17 protein-coding genes are annotated in these 19447 nt (G+C 61.4%); 8 read left to right on the forward strand and 9 right to left on the reverse strand.

Annotation, left to right across the window (positions count from 1 at the left end):
• Nucleotides 1–114: 114 nt before the first annotated feature.
• Complete coding sequence (locus V4529_07800; GenBank protein ID MES2358236.1) at nt 115–822, forward strand: SDR family oxidoreductase; 708 nt, start codon at nt 115–117, stop codon at nt 820–822.
• Here V4529_07800 and V4529_07805 read toward each other — a convergent pair.
• The 4 genes from V4529_07805 to V4529_07820 all read right to left on the reverse strand — a co-directional run bounded on the left by V4529_07805 (nt 819) and on the right by V4529_07820 (nt 3813).
• Nucleotides 819–1421, reverse strand: coding sequence for an HD domain-containing protein (locus V4529_07805; GenBank protein MES2358237.1), 603 nt, complete (start codon nt 1419–1421; stop codon nt 819–821). The two genes, V4529_07800 and V4529_07805, sit on opposite strands and share 4 nt — an antisense overlap.
• 128 nt (nt 1422–1549) lie before the next feature.
• The gene (locus V4529_07810) at nt 1550–1924 is read right to left on the reverse strand and encodes a hypothetical protein (protein MES2358238.1); all 375 of its coding nucleotides are present in this window, start codon (nt 1922–1924) and stop codon (nt 1550–1552) included.
• Between the two features lie 67 nt (nt 1925–1991).
• Entirely contained in the window at nt 1992–3038 is a 1047-nt protein-coding gene (ligD, locus tag V4529_07815) for a non-homologous end-joining DNA ligase (GenBank protein ID MES2358239.1), read from the reverse strand.
• A 13-nt stretch (nt 3039–3051) separates the two neighbouring features.
• The gene (locus V4529_07820) at nt 3052–3813 is read right to left on the reverse strand and encodes an HAD family acid phosphatase (GenBank protein MES2358240.1); all 762 of its coding nucleotides are present in this window, start codon (nt 3811–3813) and stop codon (nt 3052–3054) included.
• 143 nt (nt 3814–3956) lie between these two features.
• Between V4529_07820 and V4529_07825 the strand changes: the two genes are divergently transcribed.
• Nucleotides 3957–4796: a Ku protein gene (locus V4529_07825; protein ID MES2358241.1), complete on the forward strand. Its 840-nt coding sequence runs from the start codon at nt 3957–3959 to the stop codon at nt 4794–4796.
• A gap of 135 nt (nt 4797–4931) precedes the next feature.
• On the forward strand, nt 4932–7061 hold the full coding sequence (locus V4529_07830; GenBank protein ID MES2358242.1) for a prolyl oligopeptidase family serine peptidase: 2130 nt from the start codon (nt 4932–4934) through the stop codon (nt 7059–7061).
• A 25-nt stretch (nt 7062–7086) separates the two neighbouring features.
• Here the strand turns inward: V4529_07830 and V4529_07835 are convergent, their stop codons facing one another.
• Entirely contained in the window at nt 7087–7968 is an 882-nt protein-coding gene (locus V4529_07835; protein ID MES2358243.1) for a phosphatase PAP2 family protein, read from the reverse strand.
• Between the two features lie 24 nt (nt 7969–7992).
• The gene (locus V4529_07840; protein MES2358244.1) at nt 7993–9426 is read right to left on the reverse strand and encodes a cyclopropane-fatty-acyl-phospholipid synthase family protein; all 1434 of its coding nucleotides are present in this window, start codon (nt 9424–9426) and stop codon (nt 7993–7995) included.
• A 281-nt stretch (nt 9427–9707) separates the two neighbouring features.
• On the opposite strand from V4529_07840, the gene V4529_07845 reads away from it, so the two are divergent.
• The 3 genes from V4529_07845 to V4529_07855 are packed head-to-tail and all read left to right on the forward strand — an operon-like array spanning nt 9708 to nt 14007.
• Nucleotides 9708–11156 (forward strand): TolC family protein, encoded by a 1449-nt coding sequence (locus V4529_07845; protein ID MES2358245.1) that lies wholly within the window; start codon nt 9708–9710, stop codon nt 11154–11156.
• Entirely contained in the window at nt 11153–12787 is a 1635-nt protein-coding gene (locus V4529_07850) for an efflux RND transporter periplasmic adaptor subunit (protein ID MES2358246.1), read from the forward strand. The genes V4529_07845 and V4529_07850 overlap by 4 nt, the downstream gene beginning before the upstream one ends.
• Before the next feature lie 29 nt (nt 12788–12816).
• Entirely contained in the window at nt 12817–14007 is a 1191-nt protein-coding gene (locus V4529_07855) for an ABC transporter permease (GenBank protein MES2358247.1), read from the forward strand.
• A 77-nt stretch (nt 14008–14084) separates the two neighbouring features.
• Here the strand turns inward: V4529_07855 and V4529_07860 are convergent, their stop codons facing one another.
• Both V4529_07860 and V4529_07865 read right to left on the reverse strand, forming a co-directional pair.
• The gene (locus V4529_07860) at nt 14085–14870 is read right to left on the reverse strand and encodes an ATP-binding cassette domain-containing protein (GenBank protein MES2358248.1); all 786 of its coding nucleotides are present in this window, start codon (nt 14868–14870) and stop codon (nt 14085–14087) included.
• Complete coding sequence (locus tag V4529_07865; protein MES2358249.1) at nt 14863–15921, reverse strand: iron ABC transporter permease; 1059 nt, start codon at nt 15919–15921, stop codon at nt 14863–14865. The genes V4529_07860 and V4529_07865 overlap by 8 nt, the downstream gene beginning before the upstream one ends.
• A gap of 135 nt (nt 15922–16056) precedes the next feature.
• Between V4529_07865 and V4529_07870 the strand changes: the two genes are divergently transcribed.
• Nucleotides 16057–17520, forward strand: a complete 1464-nt coding sequence (locus tag V4529_07870) for an aryl-sulfate sulfotransferase (GenBank protein ID MES2358250.1) — start codon at nt 16057–16059, stop codon at nt 17518–17520.
• A 19-nt stretch (nt 17521–17539) separates the two neighbouring features.
• Here the strand turns inward: V4529_07870 and V4529_07875 are convergent, their stop codons facing one another.
• Nucleotides 17540–18595, reverse strand: coding sequence for a M20/M25/M40 family metallo-hydrolase (locus tag V4529_07875; GenBank protein MES2358251.1), 1056 nt, complete (start codon nt 18593–18595; stop codon nt 17540–17542).
• A gap of 99 nt (nt 18596–18694) precedes the next feature.
• On the opposite strand from V4529_07875, the gene V4529_07880 reads away from it, so the two are divergent.
• Nucleotides 18695–19405, forward strand: coding sequence for a TVP38/TMEM64 family protein (locus tag V4529_07880; GenBank protein MES2358252.1), 711 nt, complete (start codon nt 18695–18697; stop codon nt 19403–19405).
• Nucleotides 19406–19447: the final 42 nt, after the last annotated feature.

The following is a 19447-nucleotide window of genomic DNA, read 5'->3' on the forward strand; positions in this document are numbered from 1 at the left end:
ATACGTCGCCGGCAATCACATAAACTTACAATGATGTCATACGCTGCCTGCCGCAATCGGCCGGCGGAGCTGTCATGATGTATCAGTCCAACCATCGATGGAGAGAGGATTACAATGAACATTGCCAAGGCGCGGGTGCTCGTCACAGGCGGGTCGAGCGGAATTGGAAAGGCAACGGCACTCGCGCTGGCCGAATTGGGCGCACGAGTGGCAATCTGCGGTCGGGACCGCGCGAGTATCGAGAAGGCTGGCGGTGAGATCGGCGCCAGCCCATTCGTCGCGGATGTGAGCCATGAAGCGGACGTCGTCGCGCTCATTCCGAAGGTGATCGACGCGCTCGGGGGCTACGACGTGCTCATCAACAACGCCGGGTTCGGCCGTTTTGCGCCGCTGGTAGAGACAACTGTCGATGACATGCGATCTGTATGGGAGACGAACGTGCTCGGCGCGACGCTCGCCGCACGGGAGTCGGCCAAACACTTCATCAAGCAATCGTATGGCAACATCGTGAACGTCGCATCGACGTCGGCGGCACATGGCTCGGCAAACGGGTCGGCTTATTCCTCGTCGAAGTTCGCGCTTGCGTCGCTCACGGAATGCTGGCGCGCGGAGCTGCGGAAGAGCAACATCCGTGTGATGCAGATCAATCCGAGCGAGGTGCTGACCGAATTCGCGCATCGCGCCCGCGGGACAGCCCGCGTGGACAATCCGAGCAAGTTGCGCGGCTCGGATATCGCGGCCGCCATCGTGGGCATGCTTGCACAGGACGACCGCGCGATGATAACCGAGATGACGGTGTGGGCGAGCAATCCGCGCGATTAGGCGGCCGGGGTTCCCTGCAAACCGATCGCCTCGGCAGATCCCTGTAGAGCTGCAAGCACGAACGCAATGTGCTGGTCGAGGTCGACGCCCAGCTCCTGTGCGCCCTGAATGACGTCCTCGCGGCTCACCCCGCGCGCGAACGCCTTGTCCTTCATCTTCTTCCGCACCGAGCGAGGCTCGACGTCGTGCACGGACCTCGATGGCTTGACGAGGGCTGTCGCGGTGATGAGGCCGGTAAGCTCATCAACCGCGAAGAGCGTGCGCGCCATCAGACTGGTCCGCGGTGTGCCAGTGTACGCTGCGTGACCCATGATCGCGTCGAGAACATCTTCAGGGTATCCGAGTCCGCGCAGGATTCTCACGCCTTCGCTCGGATGTTCTTCCGTCGCTGACCGATTCGCGTTTGGAAAGCGCTCGTAATCGAAGTCATGCATCAGCCCGGCGAGCCCCCATCGTTCCACATCCTCGCCGTAGTGAGTGGAGTAGGCTCGCATGGCCGCTTCCACGCCAAGCATGTGCTTCCGAAGCGATTCCGACGGCGTGTATTCGTACATCAGCGCAACTGCGGCGTCGCGCGTGGGGAGTGTGGCGTTGCTCATTTCGATTGCTCGTGGCAGCTGGCGGTGACGGTAAACGTCGCACAAAAAACGACGGTACGAGTGATTTTCGTACCGCCGCTGAATATACTGCGCTGCATGTCGCAATCCATGCGACGTGACTCCGTGCACTACCGGGGCGGGATCTGCAATGTGACCTCATCGCCACGTGTCACGAGGATGGAGCTGCTGACCGACGGACGAATTCCGCCGATCGGGTCTGCAATGAAGCGCAGCGAGGTGTTCGCGCCGATCAGGACGTCGGATGGGATCGTCATTTTCGTAACCGTCGCAGCGGTCGCCGTACCGAGGCGAATCCTCTGACCGGCGGGGACGCGAACGACATATACGTCCATGTCCAGCGAACCCTGATTGTCCACCTTGAGCGTGGTAACCTCCGCCGGTGCGGCGGCGCCGCCAGCGCCAGATGAGGATGCGCGGCTGCACGCCGCGGCGCCCCCCAGACACATCAAACCGAGAGCGAGTGCAACTGCCTTCATGCGCATTTGATTCTCCTTATCACGATTCATCAGAGCATAGCGCATTCCCCGCGCCACAAACGCGTTTCAACCGTTACCCAACGATGCGCCGCTGTATGCTCTCGGGCTCGTAGGTAACCTTGCGGGCAGGCTTATCGTCGCGCACGCCGAGGAATATCGGCTGGCGAAGGCGGCCGTCGGCGGTCCATTCGCTGAACTTCACTTCGACGACCACGCTCGGCCTTACCCACGTCGCCCGCTCGTTCGTTCTGGGCTCCGTTTCAAACGGCGATGTCTTTCGGATCAACGGGTCGAGGCGCTGGCGCATCTCCCGGAGGCCATCGCGAGTGAAGCCGCCGCCCATGTGGCCGGCGTAGATCAACTTGCCGCGAGCATCGAAATATCCAAGCAGAAGAGCGCCGATGTCCTTGCGGCTCTTGCGTGGCGCGGTGAAGCCGCCGACGACGAACTCCTGCTCGAAGTCGATCTTGAGCTTGAGCCATGCGTCGGATCGAGCACCAGGCGTGTAACGCGCGTCGGTGCGTTTTGCGATGACGCCTTCCCAGCCCTGATCGCGTGCGCGTTCAAGCATCGCGCTGCCGTCTCGTCTCGTTGGCGAGAGACGCAAGTGCAGGGCGACGGAATCGGCGGCACGGCCGCGTTTGGTCGTCGCCAGCTCGGCAAGGAGTGATTCGAGATGTTCGCGACGCTCGGTCCATGGCAGCCGAGTGAGGTCCTTGCCATCATCGCTCAGGATGTCGAAGGCGACGAGTGCAGCAGGCATATGCTGAGTCGCGGTCGCGATGTCATCGGCGCCTTTCAGATGCATGCGGCTCTGCAGGGCCTGGAACCGAGCGGGCTCACCGTTCACCAGCGCAATGATCTCTCCATCGATTGTGAATGGCTGCCCAAGTCGCACCCCGAGCTCGGCGAGCGCGGCAGTGATTTCGGGAAACTGCCGCGCCTTGTCGTTTCCGTTTCTGGTGGTGAGGTGCACACCGCGTGCTGTCACCTGTGCGAGTGCCCGGACGCCGTCGTACTTGGGTTCGAAAACCCAGTTCCGGCCGGTGGGGATTTCGTGACCCACACCGGCGTACATGGGCTCGAGCCCCGCACCGGCGCCGTTGACAGTCCGGCTCATGGCAGCGCCGCGACTACTTGAGAACGTTGTTCTGCCATGATCCATACATCGGATTTGGAAGAGCGAAGAAACTGTCTCCGAATCGGGCGAAGGCACTTTCCGGCTCATTCCGAATTGCCTGGGACAGGTGCGGGAAATCCTGGATGTTGTCGCCAATCCATTCGAGGACTGCTATCGCCGGAAAGTCGGGCGACGCGGTTCCGTTCTGGACGGCGTCGAAGCGCGGGTTCTTGTCATCCTTGTCGGTCTTGCACACAACCAGATCCGCCTTGACCGAGACCCGATCGAGGTTGGCGCGGGTGGCCGGGCACCCCTTGTCGCTTCGATTGCTGACGATCACTACCTTGCCGCCCAGCTGATGCACGCGGCTGGTGAACGTAACGGCGCCGGGAAGTGCCGGCGCACGTCCGGCCGCTACCCAGGCATCCCATGCGTTGGCGTCGAACGATCCGTCGAAGGGTACGCGCGCCAATTCATAATCCGAGTTGTCGAGAACGGTTTCGTCGGCGTCCAGAATCACGCCCCACGACCCGGGAGCACGGCCGGCGGCGAGGGACACGAGCCTGTCGGCGGCCGCACGATACGTCTCAATGAAGATCGCAGTGTGCTCGGCGGACACCCGGGACCACTGGACATCGCGCGCGGTGGCAGTAGCCGGTGCGGTCGCCGGTGCTGCGGCCGGGGTCGCGGCGACATTGGGGGCCGGCATGCAAGCGCCCAGTGTCGCGGAGAACAGGATTGTCGCGAGCGTGGTAGCGGCCGATCGAGTTGTCATGGAGTTCGGTTTGCGGTTGATCGAACAGTCGTTCTAGTCAGTAGAGAATCACAAATATTGTATTCTACATTCGGCACTTGTCTTGCTCCCTTTCTCGTTTGCAAGGACCGGGCTTCACCGGCCTTCACGAGGAGATGGGTAACATGGCTAGCGTCTGGAAAGGGTCACTCAGCTTTGGTCTCGTGAACATTCCGGTCGAGCTGCGTCCGGCCGTGCGGGAAGACCACGTCAGCTTCCGCCTTCTGTACAGGAAGGACCTCTCTCCGGTAAAGTACGAGCGCTTTTCCGCAAAGGGAGAGGGTCCACTCGCGTGGGACGACATCGTGAAGGGATTCGAGTTCGAGAAGGGGCAGTACGTCGTGCTCACCGACCAGGATTTCAAGGCAGCGGCGCTTGGCAAATCGGCATCGATCGAGATTCTCGATTTCGTGGAGCAGGGTGAGATCGACCCGCGGTACTTCGAAACACCATACTATCTGACGCCCACCAAGGGTGGCGAAAAGCCATACGCGTTACTGCGTGCTGCAATCAGCAACACGAACGTAGTGGGCATCGGGAAGATCGTGATGCGCAACACACAGCATCTCGTGGGCATCAAGGCGAGCGGCGACGCGTTGATGCTGGAGATAATGCGGTTCGCGAACGAGCTGGTGGAGACCAGCGAGCTTCACTTCCCCAAGCGTACCGACGTGCGGCCTCAGGAGCTCCACATGGCGGAGCAGCTGGTGCACAACCTTGCAGCCGATTTCGATCCTGACAAGTACACGGACGAATACCGCGCGAATCTCATGAAGATCATTCGCGCGAAGATGAGCGGCAAGAAGGTGAAGGGTGTGCGGACGACAACCGTAGCCACGGACGATGACAAGGTGCTCGACCTGATGGCTCGTCTGCGTGAGAGTCTTGCGGAAGGCAAGAAGAAGCCAGCGCGTGCAGCACGAGCGCGCAGGAAGACTGCAGCGCGGCCGAAGAAGAGCGCCTAGGCGCCGATGGTACGGCGCGGCTTCACACCCGCCGCGCCGGAGCGTATGCTTCATTGGTGTGGCGCATCCATGGTACCGAATTGCAACATACGTCTCCCGCGGTGGCGGGAACGACGGCCTGAGGAAACGACGATCGTGTCCTTCCGCCTTCTTGTTGCATCACTGCTCCTCGGCAGCGGCGCCGCGGCACCAGCAATCAACGCACAGCAAGTGAAATATCCCCAGACGCATCGCGGCACGGTTTCCGACGATTACTTCGGAACCAGAGTTCCGGATCCGTACCGCTGGCTGGAAGACCTGAACAGTCCACAAACGGCAGCGTGGATCGGCGACCAGAATCACTTCACCAACTCCTTCCTGGTGCAGTTTCCGTTGCGTGACACACTGCGCAACAGACTGACGGAGCTGTTCAACTACGCACGCGTGACGGTGCCGCAACTGGTTCCCGGCAAGCGACTTTTCTACCAGCGCAACGCGGGTCTGCAGAACCAGGCCGTTCTCTACGTGCGCGACAGTCTGGATGGCGCGGCACAGGCCCTGCTCGATCCCAACACGCTCTCGGCTGACGGATCGATCGCATTGCAGGAATGGGCGCCGTCGCCCGATGGACGGTATCTGGCCTACGCGCTTGCGCAGGGTGGCGCAGACTGGCGCACGGTTCACATTCGCGATCTTGCGTCGGGTCAGGATGTACCCGACACGCTGCGCTGGGTGCGTTTCTCGGATCTTTCATGGACGCGCGATGGCCGCGGATTTTTCTACTCGCGCTATCCGGAGCCACCTGCGGGCAAGGCGCTATCGGCCGCGCTATCGGGGCACGCGGTCTATTATCACACCGTGGGCACGTCGCAGGTGGACGACCGCGCGATACTTGGCGGCGGGGAGCTCGTCCGTTACTTCGTGGGATGCAACGTCAGTGAGGACGGCCGTTACGTGTTCTGCACCGCAAACGCGGGCGCCGACAACAGGAACCGGTTGTACTTCGCGGATCTGGCTGATCCAATGAATCCGAAGGTGAGCACTCCACTCACTGCGATCGTGAGCCAGGATCTGGCACAATTTCACGTCATCGGCAACGTCGGCTCTACCGCGTACATTCTGACCGACGATGGCTCGCCACGCCGTCGTGTCGTATCGCTGGATCTCGCCACGGCAGACCGTGCGCACATGCACACCGTAATTCCTGAATCGAACTTCGCCATCGAATCGGCGACAATGGCCGGCGACCGAATCGTCGTTCAGTATCTCGAGGATGTGAAGAGCATCGTACGAATCTTCGATATTCTGGGCAGACCACTCGGCGCCATTCCATTGCCTGGAGTCGGTACGGTGAGTGGATTGAGCGCACGGAACGATACGCCGGAGATGTTCTATGCATTCACGTCGCCGCTCGTTCCGACGAGCGTATACCGGTTCAACGTGGAATCTCGCGAGACCAAACCGTTCGACCAACCCAGGCTGACGTTCGATCCGGCGGCGTACGAGACACGTCAGGTCTTTGCGACCTCGAAGGATGGAACGAAGATACCGCTCTTCATCACGATGAAGAGGGGAACAGTGCTGGACGGATCGCATCCGACGATTCTGTACGCGTATGGCGGATTCGACGTCAGCGTACTACCAGCGTTCAGCCCTGCAATTCCGGCATGGGTCGAGCGTGGCGGCATCTACGTAACCGCGAACATTCGCGGCGGCGGTGAATATGGCGAGACGTGGCACGAGGCGGGCATGCTCGCGAAGAAGCAGAATGTATTCGACGACTTCATCTCCGCAGCGGAATATCTCGTTGCGGAGCGATACGCGTCGCCACGCAGGCTGATCATGCAGGGTGGCTCGAACGGCGGACTGCTGGTTGGCGCGATTACAACGCAGCGCCCCGACCTGTTCGCTGTCGCGCTTCCTGCTGTCGGCGTGATGGACATGCTGCGCTACGACAGGTTCACCGGTGGCGCCGCGTGGGCCACGGAATATGGATCGTCATCCGATTCGACGATGTTTCCCGTGTTGCTCAAGTACTCGCCATTGCAGAACATCCGGGCCGGCACGTGCTATCCCGCAACGCTTGCAACTACTGCGGACCATGACGATCGTGTGGTGCCGAGTCACACGTACAAGTACATAGCGGCACTACAGGCGGCGCAGGCGTGTCCGAAGCCGGTGATGGTGAGAATCGAGACCCAGAGCAGTCATGGGTACAGGCCGACGACGAAGCTCATCGCGGAGATTGCGGACGAGCTGACGTTTGCGCTGGTGAATACGCCCTGAGATCAGGCGCGTATCGTACGCGCCCTTACCATTTGTAATTCCAGGCAACGGCCATCCCGCGTCCGCCGCTCATCTGCGACACACCAACAGGAAGCAGCCATCTGTCGATGGCATTCCGCGGATGTGCGCGCGCGTAGCGGACCACCACCCTCGATACCAGAGTTCCGACTGCTGCGCCGGCGACGACGTCACTTGCCCAATGCTTGTCCTCATAGATCCGTGCAACTCCGACAAGCGACGCGGACGTGAACAGCACGGGCGTCCACAGGTGGGACGCGTGCGGCCACAGGTATCCGATCTCCTGACTTGCGGCAGACGCTGCCGCGAACGCCGTCGTGACGTGGCCCGATGGGAACGACGTGTAGTTGTCGTCGTGAAATCCGCGGCCGAATTTGTACAAGTGCGGATTCGTGTCGCTGCTGACGTACGGGCGACCACGGCCGGCGAACGCCTTGATGACCACTGTGGTGAGTCCCGCTGCACCTATGGACTCGATCGTACGAAGGCCGAGCTCCGCCGAGCGTGGGGAATCTTCCGCCCGTCCGTAGACGTACGTGGCGCCAGCGATGATGATCGACCCTGGCTCGCCGAGCACACGGATGCCGGTCATTGTGTGCCGGAGTGCGGTTTTGTTCTGAAGCGACTGCCGTTGTGATTCGACTGCAATGTGGCGGTCCAACGGCATGACGGCCGCCGTGCCCAGCACGAAAGCGGCCGCCGTGATCGCGTCGCGCCGATTCAGGATACCAGTGTGAGGGGCTGATGTATCACTTGTGGTCCGCGTCGCGGCAGGTTGCAGCGCAACCGATTGCGCGGCAACCTGTTGCGCGGCAACTGACGCGGTTGGAACAATTGCAAGTGAGACGCATATGGAGACGAGCCGGATGCCATGAGGGCGACGTTTCATGCCATCAAGTGTAACCGTTTCTCCTTACGCATAGATGTCAGCTCGAGTCAGAGGAATCTCCGACCTGCCGTCATCCCTGCGTTTGGCCAGCAACACCTGATCTATCGCCAGGCGTCCGGAGGCGAATCCATATGCAGAGGCGGCCATGTACAGGCGCCAGATTCTGTAGATCTCCTCTCCCGCGGATGCCACCGCGGCATCACGCTCGGCCTCCAGCTTCTGCACCCACTTGCGCAACGTGAGCGCGTAGTGCTCGCGCAGCGACTCCGAATCGCGCGTCTCGAAGCCGGCGGCCTCGGCGGTCGCGACGACTTCTGCCAGCTCCGGCAATTCGCCGTCAGGGAACACGTACGTGTTGATGAAGGCGTTGTCGCCCCAGAGCCTCTCGAAAACCCGATCGCGAAGCTTGGATTTCCGCTGGCCACCGGCGTGGACGATTCCGTGGTTCAACAACAGGCCGCCGGGCCGCAGGTACTTGAAGAGCCGCTCGAAATACACGGGCAGCTTGGCGCGTCCCACGTGCTCGACCATGCCGACGCTCGCAATCTTATCGAAATCTTGATCTGCAGTCAGATGACGATAATCGCGCACCTCGACCGTGCAGCGCGATTCGAGACCTTTTTCCCGGATTCGCTCGCGTGCGTATGCCGCCTGTTCGTAACTGAGCGTTATACCGACGGCGCTGACGCCGAAGTGCTCGGCAGCATGCATTATGAGACCGCCCCAGCCGCATCCGACGTCGAGCATCCTTTCTCCAGGGCTCAGCCGCAGCTTTCGGCAGATGTGCTCCAGTTTGGCCTCCTGCGCGTCGTCGAGCGATGCATCGGCGTGCGTGAAGTAGCCACAGGAATAGACCATTCGCTTATCAAGCCAGAGCTTGTAGAAGTCGTTGCCGACGTCGTAATGAGATCTGACGGCTGCCGCGTCACGCTCGGGGGTATGGAGAGCGCCGGACTCGGGCGCTCTGACGACCGGATGCGGAGCCGGCGTATCGCCCACGGGGAGAGTCAGCAGTGCGCGGGTTATCCTTGCGAGGCGGAAGGGACTGGAAAGGCCGCCCCTCAGGTCGCTTTCGAGCGCGGTGGCCCGCTCGATATCGCCAATGACGTCGAAATCGCCTGCGATGAAGGCTTCGCAGATGGAAAGCTCGAAGGGCGGACGCAACATCCGGCGTAGCGTGCCGGGATGGTTCAGCACGAGGGTGAAGGCGGGCGTAGGATCGTTGCTGCCATCGACTTCGCCATTCCAGAACTGGACAGCGAAGGCTCGTTCCTCCGGCGGCCCGAAAATGAGCTCCAGGGCCGTACGTGCGGCTTCGAACTCACGGGAGGTTTTCGGGTAGATCGGGGGAGTGGGAGCTGGCGCGTTGTGAGCGTCAGGAACTTCAGAAGCTTGTGCTGGGTCGTCTGTCAGGCGGCGGCGTGTCCGTGCCTGCTTGCGATCAATACCAGTACCCATGTGGCCATGCACTCCATGAGCGCCCGGGGCGCGAATGTGGTTCACGATCCCACGTTGCATAAATCGCGCAGCGGCCGCGGAGCCAGCTCAGGGTCGGGGAACATCTGCGGCCGGAAGGCAATTCCAAACGTTTTGGCGTAGCAACCTGTAATGATGTTAGAAGAGGTCGAATATTTTTTCGACCTCTCCGGCGGAAGGCCGGAAACGCAGAGGCCGGCGGACGCTGCTAGACTGGCAGCGACGGCACACAGTGCCCGCCGCGGCCGGTACAAACAACTTTCATGACAATTCAATTGCAGCCTAGAGGAATTTCCGGCCGTTGGGGCGTCAGGACCGCGGGGTGGACAGGGGGCCGACTTCTTCTTGTTCTGGGAGCCGCAGTCCTTCCCGTCTTCGCCGCAGGAGCACAGGGCGCCACCAAGACCCAGGATTCCGTGAGCACTGGCACTCAGCCAGTCACGCTCTCGGAGGCCATCCGGCTCGCGCAGCAGAACTCGCCGGCGTCTGTCGCCGCGCGTGGAAGTGTGGAGTCTGGCAAGGTGGCTGTTCGCACGGCTTACGGCGCGTTCCTGCCAAGCATCACGGCGAGCTTTGGCGCAGGTCGCCAGTTCACGGGTGCCGGATCACTTACGCGCGTGAACTCGGCGGGTGAGACTGTAACCATTGCCGGCGATAAATGGAACTACAACAACTCGCTCGGATTCAGCGCTCAGCTGTTCAACTTCCAGAACATTCCGAACCTTCAGGCTGCGAAGGCCGAGGCGGCGGCGGCCACGCAAGCCGAGGTCACGCAATCGTTCACAATCGCGCTGAACGTGGAGCAGCAGTTCTACGCTTCGCTCTCGGCGCTCGAGAGTGAACAGGCAGCACGCACCCAGCTGGCGCAGGCGGTCCAGCAACTGGATGCTTCGCGCCGGCGCGTTGTAGCGGGTGCCGCTACCGCGTCCGATTCGCTGACCGCGGTCGTGCAAATCGCGAATGCACAACTGGCGCTTCGCAGTGCGCAGAATGCGAGGCGCGACGCCAACGCGACGCTCACTCGACTGGTCGGATCGAGCGTGCCACTGTCGGCTGCGCTGAACGATCCGGAAGTAACAGCGCGCGACACGGTGCAGATCGACAGCGCCGCAGTTGTCGCCCGGGCGGAGGCAGCACCCAATATTGCGCAGGACGTCTATCTGCTGGCGGCCGCCGAACAGCGGCGCAAGGCAGCACGCGCCGCGTATCTCCCGACACTCAGCGCGAACTACTCACGTGGCGGGAGCGGCGCCGGAGCTTACGGGCTTGGCAACAACCCTTTCATATATACCGGACAGCTCAACTTCTCACTGAGCATACCGATTTTCAATGGATTCCAGAGGGAAGGACAGTTGGCGAACGCCGCCATCAATCAGGCCAACGCTGCGGCGACGCTACGGGACGCCAAGCTGGCAGCACAGCAACTGTCCGTGCAGTTCATCGATGCGCTTCGTCTCGGACAGGAGCAGATCCTTGTGCAGACGGCGTCGATCGCCGCGGCAACTGAAAACCTGCGCGTGGTGCAGCAGCGGTACAATCTCGGACTATCAACCATCGTGGACTTGTTAACAGCTCAGACGACATTGAACCAGGCACAAGCAAACCTCATCGCCGCGCGCAACACAGTACGGTTGGCAACGGCGCAGATCGAAGCACTCATTGGGCAGCCACTCGTCACCGTAACAACCGGATCGAACGGAGTCACACGATGAACGGACGTACCAAGCTGCTCCTCGCATTGGCGGTAACGTCAATCGGCGCTTGCAGCAAGAAGAAGAATGACCAGGCAGCGGTTCCCACCGTTGCGATCGGACGTCGCGATATCATCGTCACGGCCCAGGCAACGGGAACCGTAGAGCCGGAAGATACGGTGCCAGTGAAATCTCAGGCATCGGGCCTCGTAATGAAGATGCCGGTAGAGATCGGCCAGGTCGTCAAACCGGGCGATCTGCTGGTGCAGATCGACACGCGCACTCTGAACAACGATTACCAGCGCACCAAGTCAGCTGAAGCTGCCGCGGAGGCGAACGTCACAGTTACCAAGGCCGCGCTGCAGCGCGCGAATGACCTGTATGCGCAGAAGGTGATAACGGCCGACGAGCACGAGACGGCGATCATCAATGCGGCCAACGCAACGTCGCAACTGGTCGCCGCGCAGGCCGCGCTCAGCACCGCGCAACAGAACCTCGACTATGCAACGCTCCGGTCGCAGGTCTCCGGTACGGTCATCAGCAAGACCGCGGCTGTCGGCACGGTAGTTTCATCGGCCACATCGAACGTTGGTGGTGGTAGCACGATTCTTACGGTGGCCGATCTGCACCATGTTCGCATGCAGGCGCTCGTCAACGAGACCGACGTCGGCAACGTTCACGAAGGCATGCCGGTCTCGGTCACGATCGACGCGTTTCCCGGCCGCACGTTCGCCGGCACCGTGGAGAAGGTTCAGCCGCAGGCTGTCATCCAGAACAGCGTTACCATGTTCCCGGTTCTCGTTTCTCTGCCGAACACGGATCTGGCGCTGCTCCCAGGCATGAACGGCGAAGTTTCCATCATAACGCAGCAACGGCGTAACGTGATCGCAGTACCGAACGACGCCGTGAGAAGCATGAAGGACGCAGTCGATATCGGCGCAGAGCTTGGCATCAGTCAGGACACGATGGACGCGCTCGGTGTGCGCCGTGGTGGCGGCGGGTTTGGCGCTGGTGGCGCTGGCGCAGCTGGTGGTGCCGGTGGCGCGGGTGGTGGAGGCGGTGCGCGTGCCGGTGGAGGTCGCGGTGGTCGCGGTGCCGGTGGCGGAGCCGGCGGTGCCGGTGGTGCCGGTGGTGGTGGCGGTGGGTTCGGAGGCGGCATCACGGTGCCGGATTCCGTCTGCACCGGCGTAATGGCCAAGCTCAACAAGGTCAATGCGCGTGCCCTGCTCGACTCTGTACGCGCTCAGACCCGTGCTGGCACGATTGATTCGGCAACAGCCCACAAGAAGACGGAAGCGATCTACAAGAGTGCGAGCGTCTCGGCCGATACGGCGCGTGCATGTCTGCGCGCAGCGTTCGCGGGCGGTGGATCGGGCGCCATTGGCGCACCGGTCGTAGCATTCGTGAAGACGCCGACGGGATGGTCGCCGCGGATGGTAAGACTCGGAGTCAGCGACTTCGATTACACCGAAGTGATCAGCGGACTGAAGGAAGGCGATGAGGTCGGGCTTCTCGCCACCATAGCTCTCCAGGCGTCACGCGACAAGTCCAGCGCGCGCGCAAGGTCGATGGTTGGTGGTGCATTGCCAGGTGGAAGCAATACGACCCGACCAGCCGCTGGTGGAGCGGGAGGAGGAGGACGTCCAAGATGATGCCCGTTGGAGAAACCATATCGATCGCGATGACCGCACTCCGAGCCAACAAGATGCGCTCGGTGCTCACGATGCTCGGCGTGGTTATCGGCGTCGGAGCGGTCATTGCGATGGTGGCGATCGGAAATGGAGCCCAGGAGGCAGTGAAGGCGCGGATATCCGCGCTCGGAACAACTCTGATTTCGATCTCGCCGGGACAGATCTTTTCGCGCGGTCTCGCATCGAGCACCGACCGCGCGAAGTTGACGATGGCGGATGCCGAAGCACTCCGGACGAACGCGAAGCTCATCACGCAGGTCGAGCCGGAGATGCAGAAGACGGCGCAGGTTCAGTATCTCAACAAGAACACCAGCACCGACATCATCGGTACCACTTTGAATTACCCGCAGGTTCGCCTCTACACCGTCGCGTCCGGACGCATGTTCACGAACGCGGAGGACAAGGGCAGCCAGCTGGTTGCGGTACTCGGTGACGCCGTACTTCAGGACCTCGGTATCACGAATGGCGAGTCGGTCATTGGCGAGACCATCCGAATCCAGGGAATCCAGTTCAGGATCGTCGGAACTCTGGCACCAAAGGGTCAGGGCACCGGATTCGGCAACCCCGATGATGAAGTCCTCATCCCCATCACGACGATGCGCTACCGCATCTATGGCAGAGATCAGCTACGTACGATCAATGTGCTCGCTCCCAACGATTCGCTGGTAACGGCGACGATGGCCGAGGCGCAGTCGATCCTCGCGCGTGCGCACCGGCTCCGGCCGGGCGCCGAGAGCGACGTCAACATTCGAAGTCAGGCCGACTTCCTCAACACACTCGGGGAGACGACGGCGACGTTTACGTACCTGCTTGCCGGCATCGCAGCGGTCAGTCTGATTGTGGGCGGAATCGGCATCATGAACATCATGCTCGTATCGGTGACGGAGCGCACGCGTGAGATCGGAGTGCGCAAGGCCCTTGGCGCGACACGATTGAACATCCTCCTCCAGTTCCTTATAGAGGCCGTGGTCCTCTGCATGCTGGGCGGTATCGGCGGGATTCTGATTGGAGGCGGAGGCGCACTGGCGATGACGAAGATCGCCAACTGGAACGCATCGATTTCGGTGAGCGCGGTCCTCGTGGCATTCGCGTTTTCCGCCGTCGTCGGAATATTGTTCGGCGTGTGGCCAGCGCGTCGCGCAGCTTCGCTCAACCCGATCGACGCACTGCGCTACGAGTAGCACAGCCGCGTGGTTCGAAGTGAAAGGGGACTCTGCATTCGCAGAGCCCCCTTTTTTTCGTCACGCTGTCGCCAGTCCTACAGCGTGAAGCGCCACATCTCTTCACCACCAGCCGGATCCGGAATCCGTCGCGCAGTTACCCGAAACACCCGCTCGATGAGCTCGGTAGAGAGCTCCCGGGCATCGTCGGCTTCCTTTACGAGGCGGCCATTTTCCATTAGAAAGAATGCATCTCCGTAGTGGAACGCGACGTTCATGTCGTGAAGAATCGCAACGACAGTGCATTCATGCGCCAGCAATTCACGCGCAACATCGAGCAGATGAATCTGGTAGTGAACGTCGAGGCTCGCCGTTGGTTCATCCAGAAAGAGATAGTTGTGAGCCGACGCACCGTCGTAGCTCCATATCTGCGCGAGTACGCGCGCCAGCTGCACTTTCTGCTGCTCGCCGCCGGACAGCGTAGGATAGTGTTGCGCATGCCGGTCGAGCATTCCCACCATCTCGAGCGCGCGATCGACGATCTCGACGTCGTGAGCCCCCGGAGAGCGACCGTAGTGCGGATACCGCCCCATCAGAACGACATCCCGCACCGGCAGCGGAAAGGCGAGCTCGACGTGCTGCGACAGCACCGCACGCCTCCGCGCCAGCTCGGCCGGTCCAAAATCGCGCACAGATCTTCCATCGTACGTGACGTGGCCGGCCGAGGGCCGCAACAGTCCGGTAGCGATCTTGAGCAGCGAGGACTTTCCGGCGCCGTTCGGTCCCAGAATTACGTTGAAGCGCCCACGACGGAAACGCGCAGTGACATCGTCGAGAATCAGATTGCCGCCAGCGCGATAGCTGGCTCCGACCACCTCAACCATAAAAGCTCGCCGCGCCGCGCCGTTGCTGCCGAAGCAGAATCCAGAGGAATACCGGCGCGCCCACAACCGCCGTTATGATCCCGACCGGCAGCTCCGCCGGTGGGATTATCATGCGCGCCACGATGTCGACTACAGACATCATCACCGCACCCAGCAATGCGGACGCAGGAATCAGGAATGTGTAATCGGAAGACTTGAGCATTCTCAACACGTGTGGAATCACGAGTCCAACGAAAGCGATGACACCAACCATCGCAGTTGCAACGGCAACCATCACCGTGTTGACTATGATGAGCCGCAGGATCAGTTTCTCGGGTTCCGCGCCGAGAAAGGCAGCCTCGTCCTCACCCAGCATGAGCGCATTGAGCGACTTTCCATGTCGAATGGAAATGGCGAAGCATCCAGCGAACGCTGCAGCCACCATCACGACACCGCGCCAGTCGGCCGTCGTGAAAGTGCCAAGGTTCCAGAAGGTGATGTTGCGCGCCTGTGGATCGCGTGCGACATACGAGAGAAAACCGGTGCCTGCTCCGCATACGGCATTCACTGCGATGCCAGCCAGCAGCAACGTGAAGACGTTGACCTTTCCGAACGAGGTGGAAACGCGGTACACCAGCATGGTCGCCGCGAACGCGCCGACGAATGCCATCACGGGCACCGCCAGCGATCCGAGCGGCCGGGCCAGCGCGCTCGTGGTTCCAAACACGAACACCAGGGATGCGCCGAGCGCCGCACCGGCGGAAGTCCCTGCGAGTCCTGGCTCGACTATCGGATTCCTGAATATTCCCTGCATCAACGTGCCGGAGACCCCCAGCACCGCTCCGGTCAGTGCCGCGAGGAATACGCGCGGCAATCTGAGCTGAAGAAATACGTTGCGGTTGAGCGTGTCGGATGGCGTCGTCCTGATCCACCCAAAGCCTTCACCGACGTATCGCACCATCTCGGAAGGGGTGAACGTGAACGCGCCGATTCCAGCCGAGGCGATAAGCGACGCGAGCAGAACGACTCCGAGAACAAAGTATGTTCCCGAATAAGCCGAGCGATTCAGCATTTCATGAATGGTGACCGGATTTGATGGCCGCGTCCGAACCCGCATTAACAAAGCATAAATAGTTCATTAACAGCCTAATGTAAGCTGTCCGCTGGCGTCGAATGCGCGCAAACGCAAAACCCAACGAACCGCTCCGTGACCACGATAACGACCGTCCGCCTCACACTCGCCAGTGCAGCCATTCTCGCCTCTGCGGTCGGCTGCAGTGACAGGTATGCCGACCCCAGCCTGACGGAACCGCCTGCGCCGCTCGCCGTCAGGATGATCAACACCAATCCAGACCTTCCCGACGCCGCTGAAGTCGGCTTCATGCAAGGCACCGCGGATTCAGTGCGCGCGCACTACGCCTCATCCGACAGCAGCGACGTTGGAGTGACACCATGGTCCCGGGCTGGGCAGGGAACACTCTCCCTGATCGGTCTGCGCGCAGGGACGTCCTACACCATCATGCTCGAAGCACGTCGCGGCGCGACGTCAGTGCTCGGGCCCGGCGCGTCATACACATCTCCACCGTTACCGCAGGCACTTGCCGGCGTAAGCATGACGCTCGTGTCCGGCACGCCGCCCACATCCGGTTACACACTCACCGCCATCTCCGGCATCGCGGGTCACGGCTACCTTATCGCGTTCGATGGAGCCGGAAACATCCGTTGGTATCATGACTGCGGTCCGTTGTACGTGCAGGAAGCGAAGCAGCAGAGCAACGGGGACATGACCGTGTATGTGGGCAACTCGAGAGGAGGAGATCCAGACCCGGGTGCATTTGTCGAGATAACCCCCAAAGGCGACTCGGTAAGGAGCATCACAGCGACGGGCAGCGAGTACACCGACGGTCACGAACTGATCGTCACAAGCGACGCAAACGGAGCGCGCACTGCGGACTATCTGTTTGGATACGACATCCGCGACATCGATCAGTCGGCATATGGCGGCGACACCGATGACCAGGTCGCGGGGCATCAGCTCATTCGAATCAGCGCAACTGGCGCGGTCGACACGCTCATGCAGGGATGGTCATACTGGACCCATGACGACAAGGTCGACCCTCCACTGAATGACCAGTCCATCGATCACCCCAACTCAATCGATTTCGATCTCGACGGCGGAATAATCGCGTCGTTCCGCAACCTCGGCGCGATCGTAAAGATCGATCCGAACACACACAAGGTCCTCTGGCAGCTCGGCGGCGCGCGCAATCAATTCACGTTCATCAACGATCCGCAAAACGGCTTCAGCGGACAACATTCAGTGCGTGTGCTACCGAACGGCCATTTCCTCTTGTTCGACAACGGCGTGTCCAACACGCCCGGCGCTTCACGGGCAGTCGAATACGCAGTGGATGAATCGGCGAAGACGGCGACGATGGTGTGGCAATATGTCCCGCAACCGTCCGTATTCAATCAGTTCACGGGATCGGTGCAGCGACTCGCCAACGGCAATACGGTAGTTGCGTGGACCAACTTCGGACTTGTCGATGAAGTCGCACCGAGCGGCGCGCTCGTCAATCGCATGCAGCTCAACTCCGCGCCCGGCGTGGCCGCCACCGCAGCGTATCGCGCAATTCGCATCGACAATCTGTATCGCTACGTCAAACCATGAGTGCCGTGCTGCCGGCGCCTCAGCGAGGCGCCGGCTGGCCGCCGGGATTCCAGTGCGGCAGCGGGCCATCCGCCAGAATCCTTACCGCCTTCACACCCGCCTGAATGACGCGCGTCATGTGATGGAAATCGACGCGCGACAGCTCGTCCGACGGCTTATGGTAGTCCGTGTGCATGTTGTAGCTCGACATCGTGTGCGCCGGAATACCCATCTCCGCATAAGCGATGTTGTCACTTCGCTCGAAGAAGTGCTGGTCCGGGCGCTTGTCGGGACCAATCGGCAGGCCCGCGGCTGCGAACATCGGCCCCATCGTCGAGCGGTCGTATCCCGTCAGCCATGCGCGTCCCACGCCGCCTGACAACGAGTCCGGACGACCGATCATCTCGATCTCGAGATTAGACACGACCGCCTTGAGCGCAACCGGCGGATGCTGGATGAACCAGCGAGTACCCAGCAGGCCAACCTCCTCGCCCGTCGTAGCGACAAAGAGAATGGTGCGCCGCGGTGCTGGTCCAGCCGCGATCGACCGGGCAATCTCCACAACGGCCGTCGTGCCGGATGCATCGTCGTCCGCGCCGTTGTAGATCGAATCGCCGTCAACAGCCTTGCCGATTCCGAGGTGGTCATAGTGAGCGTCCACGAGGACGACTTCCTGGGATAGAGCCGGATCACTTCCACGGATCATCCCCACCACGTTGACTCCGAGCTTGCGGTGGTCGGCCGGAAAGGTGTCGAGTGCCGCGAAACTCGCCGCCAGTGTCAGCCGCTCCTGGCCGTTGGCCCGGCGCGTGACAGCGATCGGAACGCGCTGGAAATAGCCGCTATCTCCCTGTGGAACCAACCCGATCGACCTCATTTGCCCCGCGATGAATGCCGCGGCCTTGGCGGAGCCACGCGAGGCGGTCATGCGCCCTTCCATCGAGTCGTCGGCCAATGCCGCCATCACCGCCCGCACTTGCGATTCTGCCACTGGGGCACCGGCCGCCACCGGCTGGCGCGGAATTCCCGCGGATGCACAGGCAAGAGCCCCGAAAATGGCCATTACGCCGGTCGTGCCGAGGGATCGTTTTATCATTCTATTCATCTACTGATGTCTCACTCGAATGAAATTCCGCTGTAACAGGAACCGATCCAGTCACAAAAGCGGTGGAATTGTCGTGCATATTGGTCATCAATGCAACGTGCTACAGTCAAAGCGAGCGCCAAGCTCGCGCTTCTGGTCGTCATACTGGCCGCGACGTTCATCGTCGCGCGCCATCTTGGGCTGTCGCACGGGGGGATGACGAAATTTGCCCAGCGTGCGCGGGCGCTGCGCGATGCCCCGTATGCTGTGCCGCTATTCCTGCTGGTTTATGCAGTTGCCGGGACACTGGGCGTGCCCGGCTCAGTGCTTACGCTTACGGGCGGAGCAGTGTTCGGCTTCGAGCTGGGCACGCTCCTCAACTGGATCGGGGCCTCGATCGCCGCGATCGGCGGCTACTGGCTCGCCAGACTTCTCGGCAAGGACGCCGTCGAGCGCATCGGCGGACGAAAGATCTACGCCCTCGAGAAACTGGCAGATGCCCACGCTTTCTCCACGGTCCTGCGGCTGCGGCTGATACCCGTGCTGCCGTTCAACGCCCTGAATTTCGCCTGCGGCCTCGTCGGGCTCGATTTCGCGTCGTATGTGGCCGGCACGATGATCGGCGACTTGCCGGTGACTGCCGCCTACACCTACTTCGCCGACGCCCTGCTGTCCGGCGTCGCCGGCGCCCGCCGCACCGCGTTGTTCCACGCGTCGATCGCCGGCGCACTCCTGATCCTCCTCTCCTTCGTCCCCGGGATGATCAAGCGGGCGAGGGAACGCCGGGCCAAAGAAATTCGCGAGAGAGAAAGTCGAGCTTGACAGGCAGTTGAGTGACATATAGTGTATTAGGCAACTGGTACA

The sequence above is a fragment of the Gemmatimonadota bacterium genome, assembly GCA_040388625.1.
Classification (GTDB): Bacteria; Gemmatimonadota; Gemmatimonadetes; order Gemmatimonadales; family Gemmatimonadaceae; genus Fen-1247.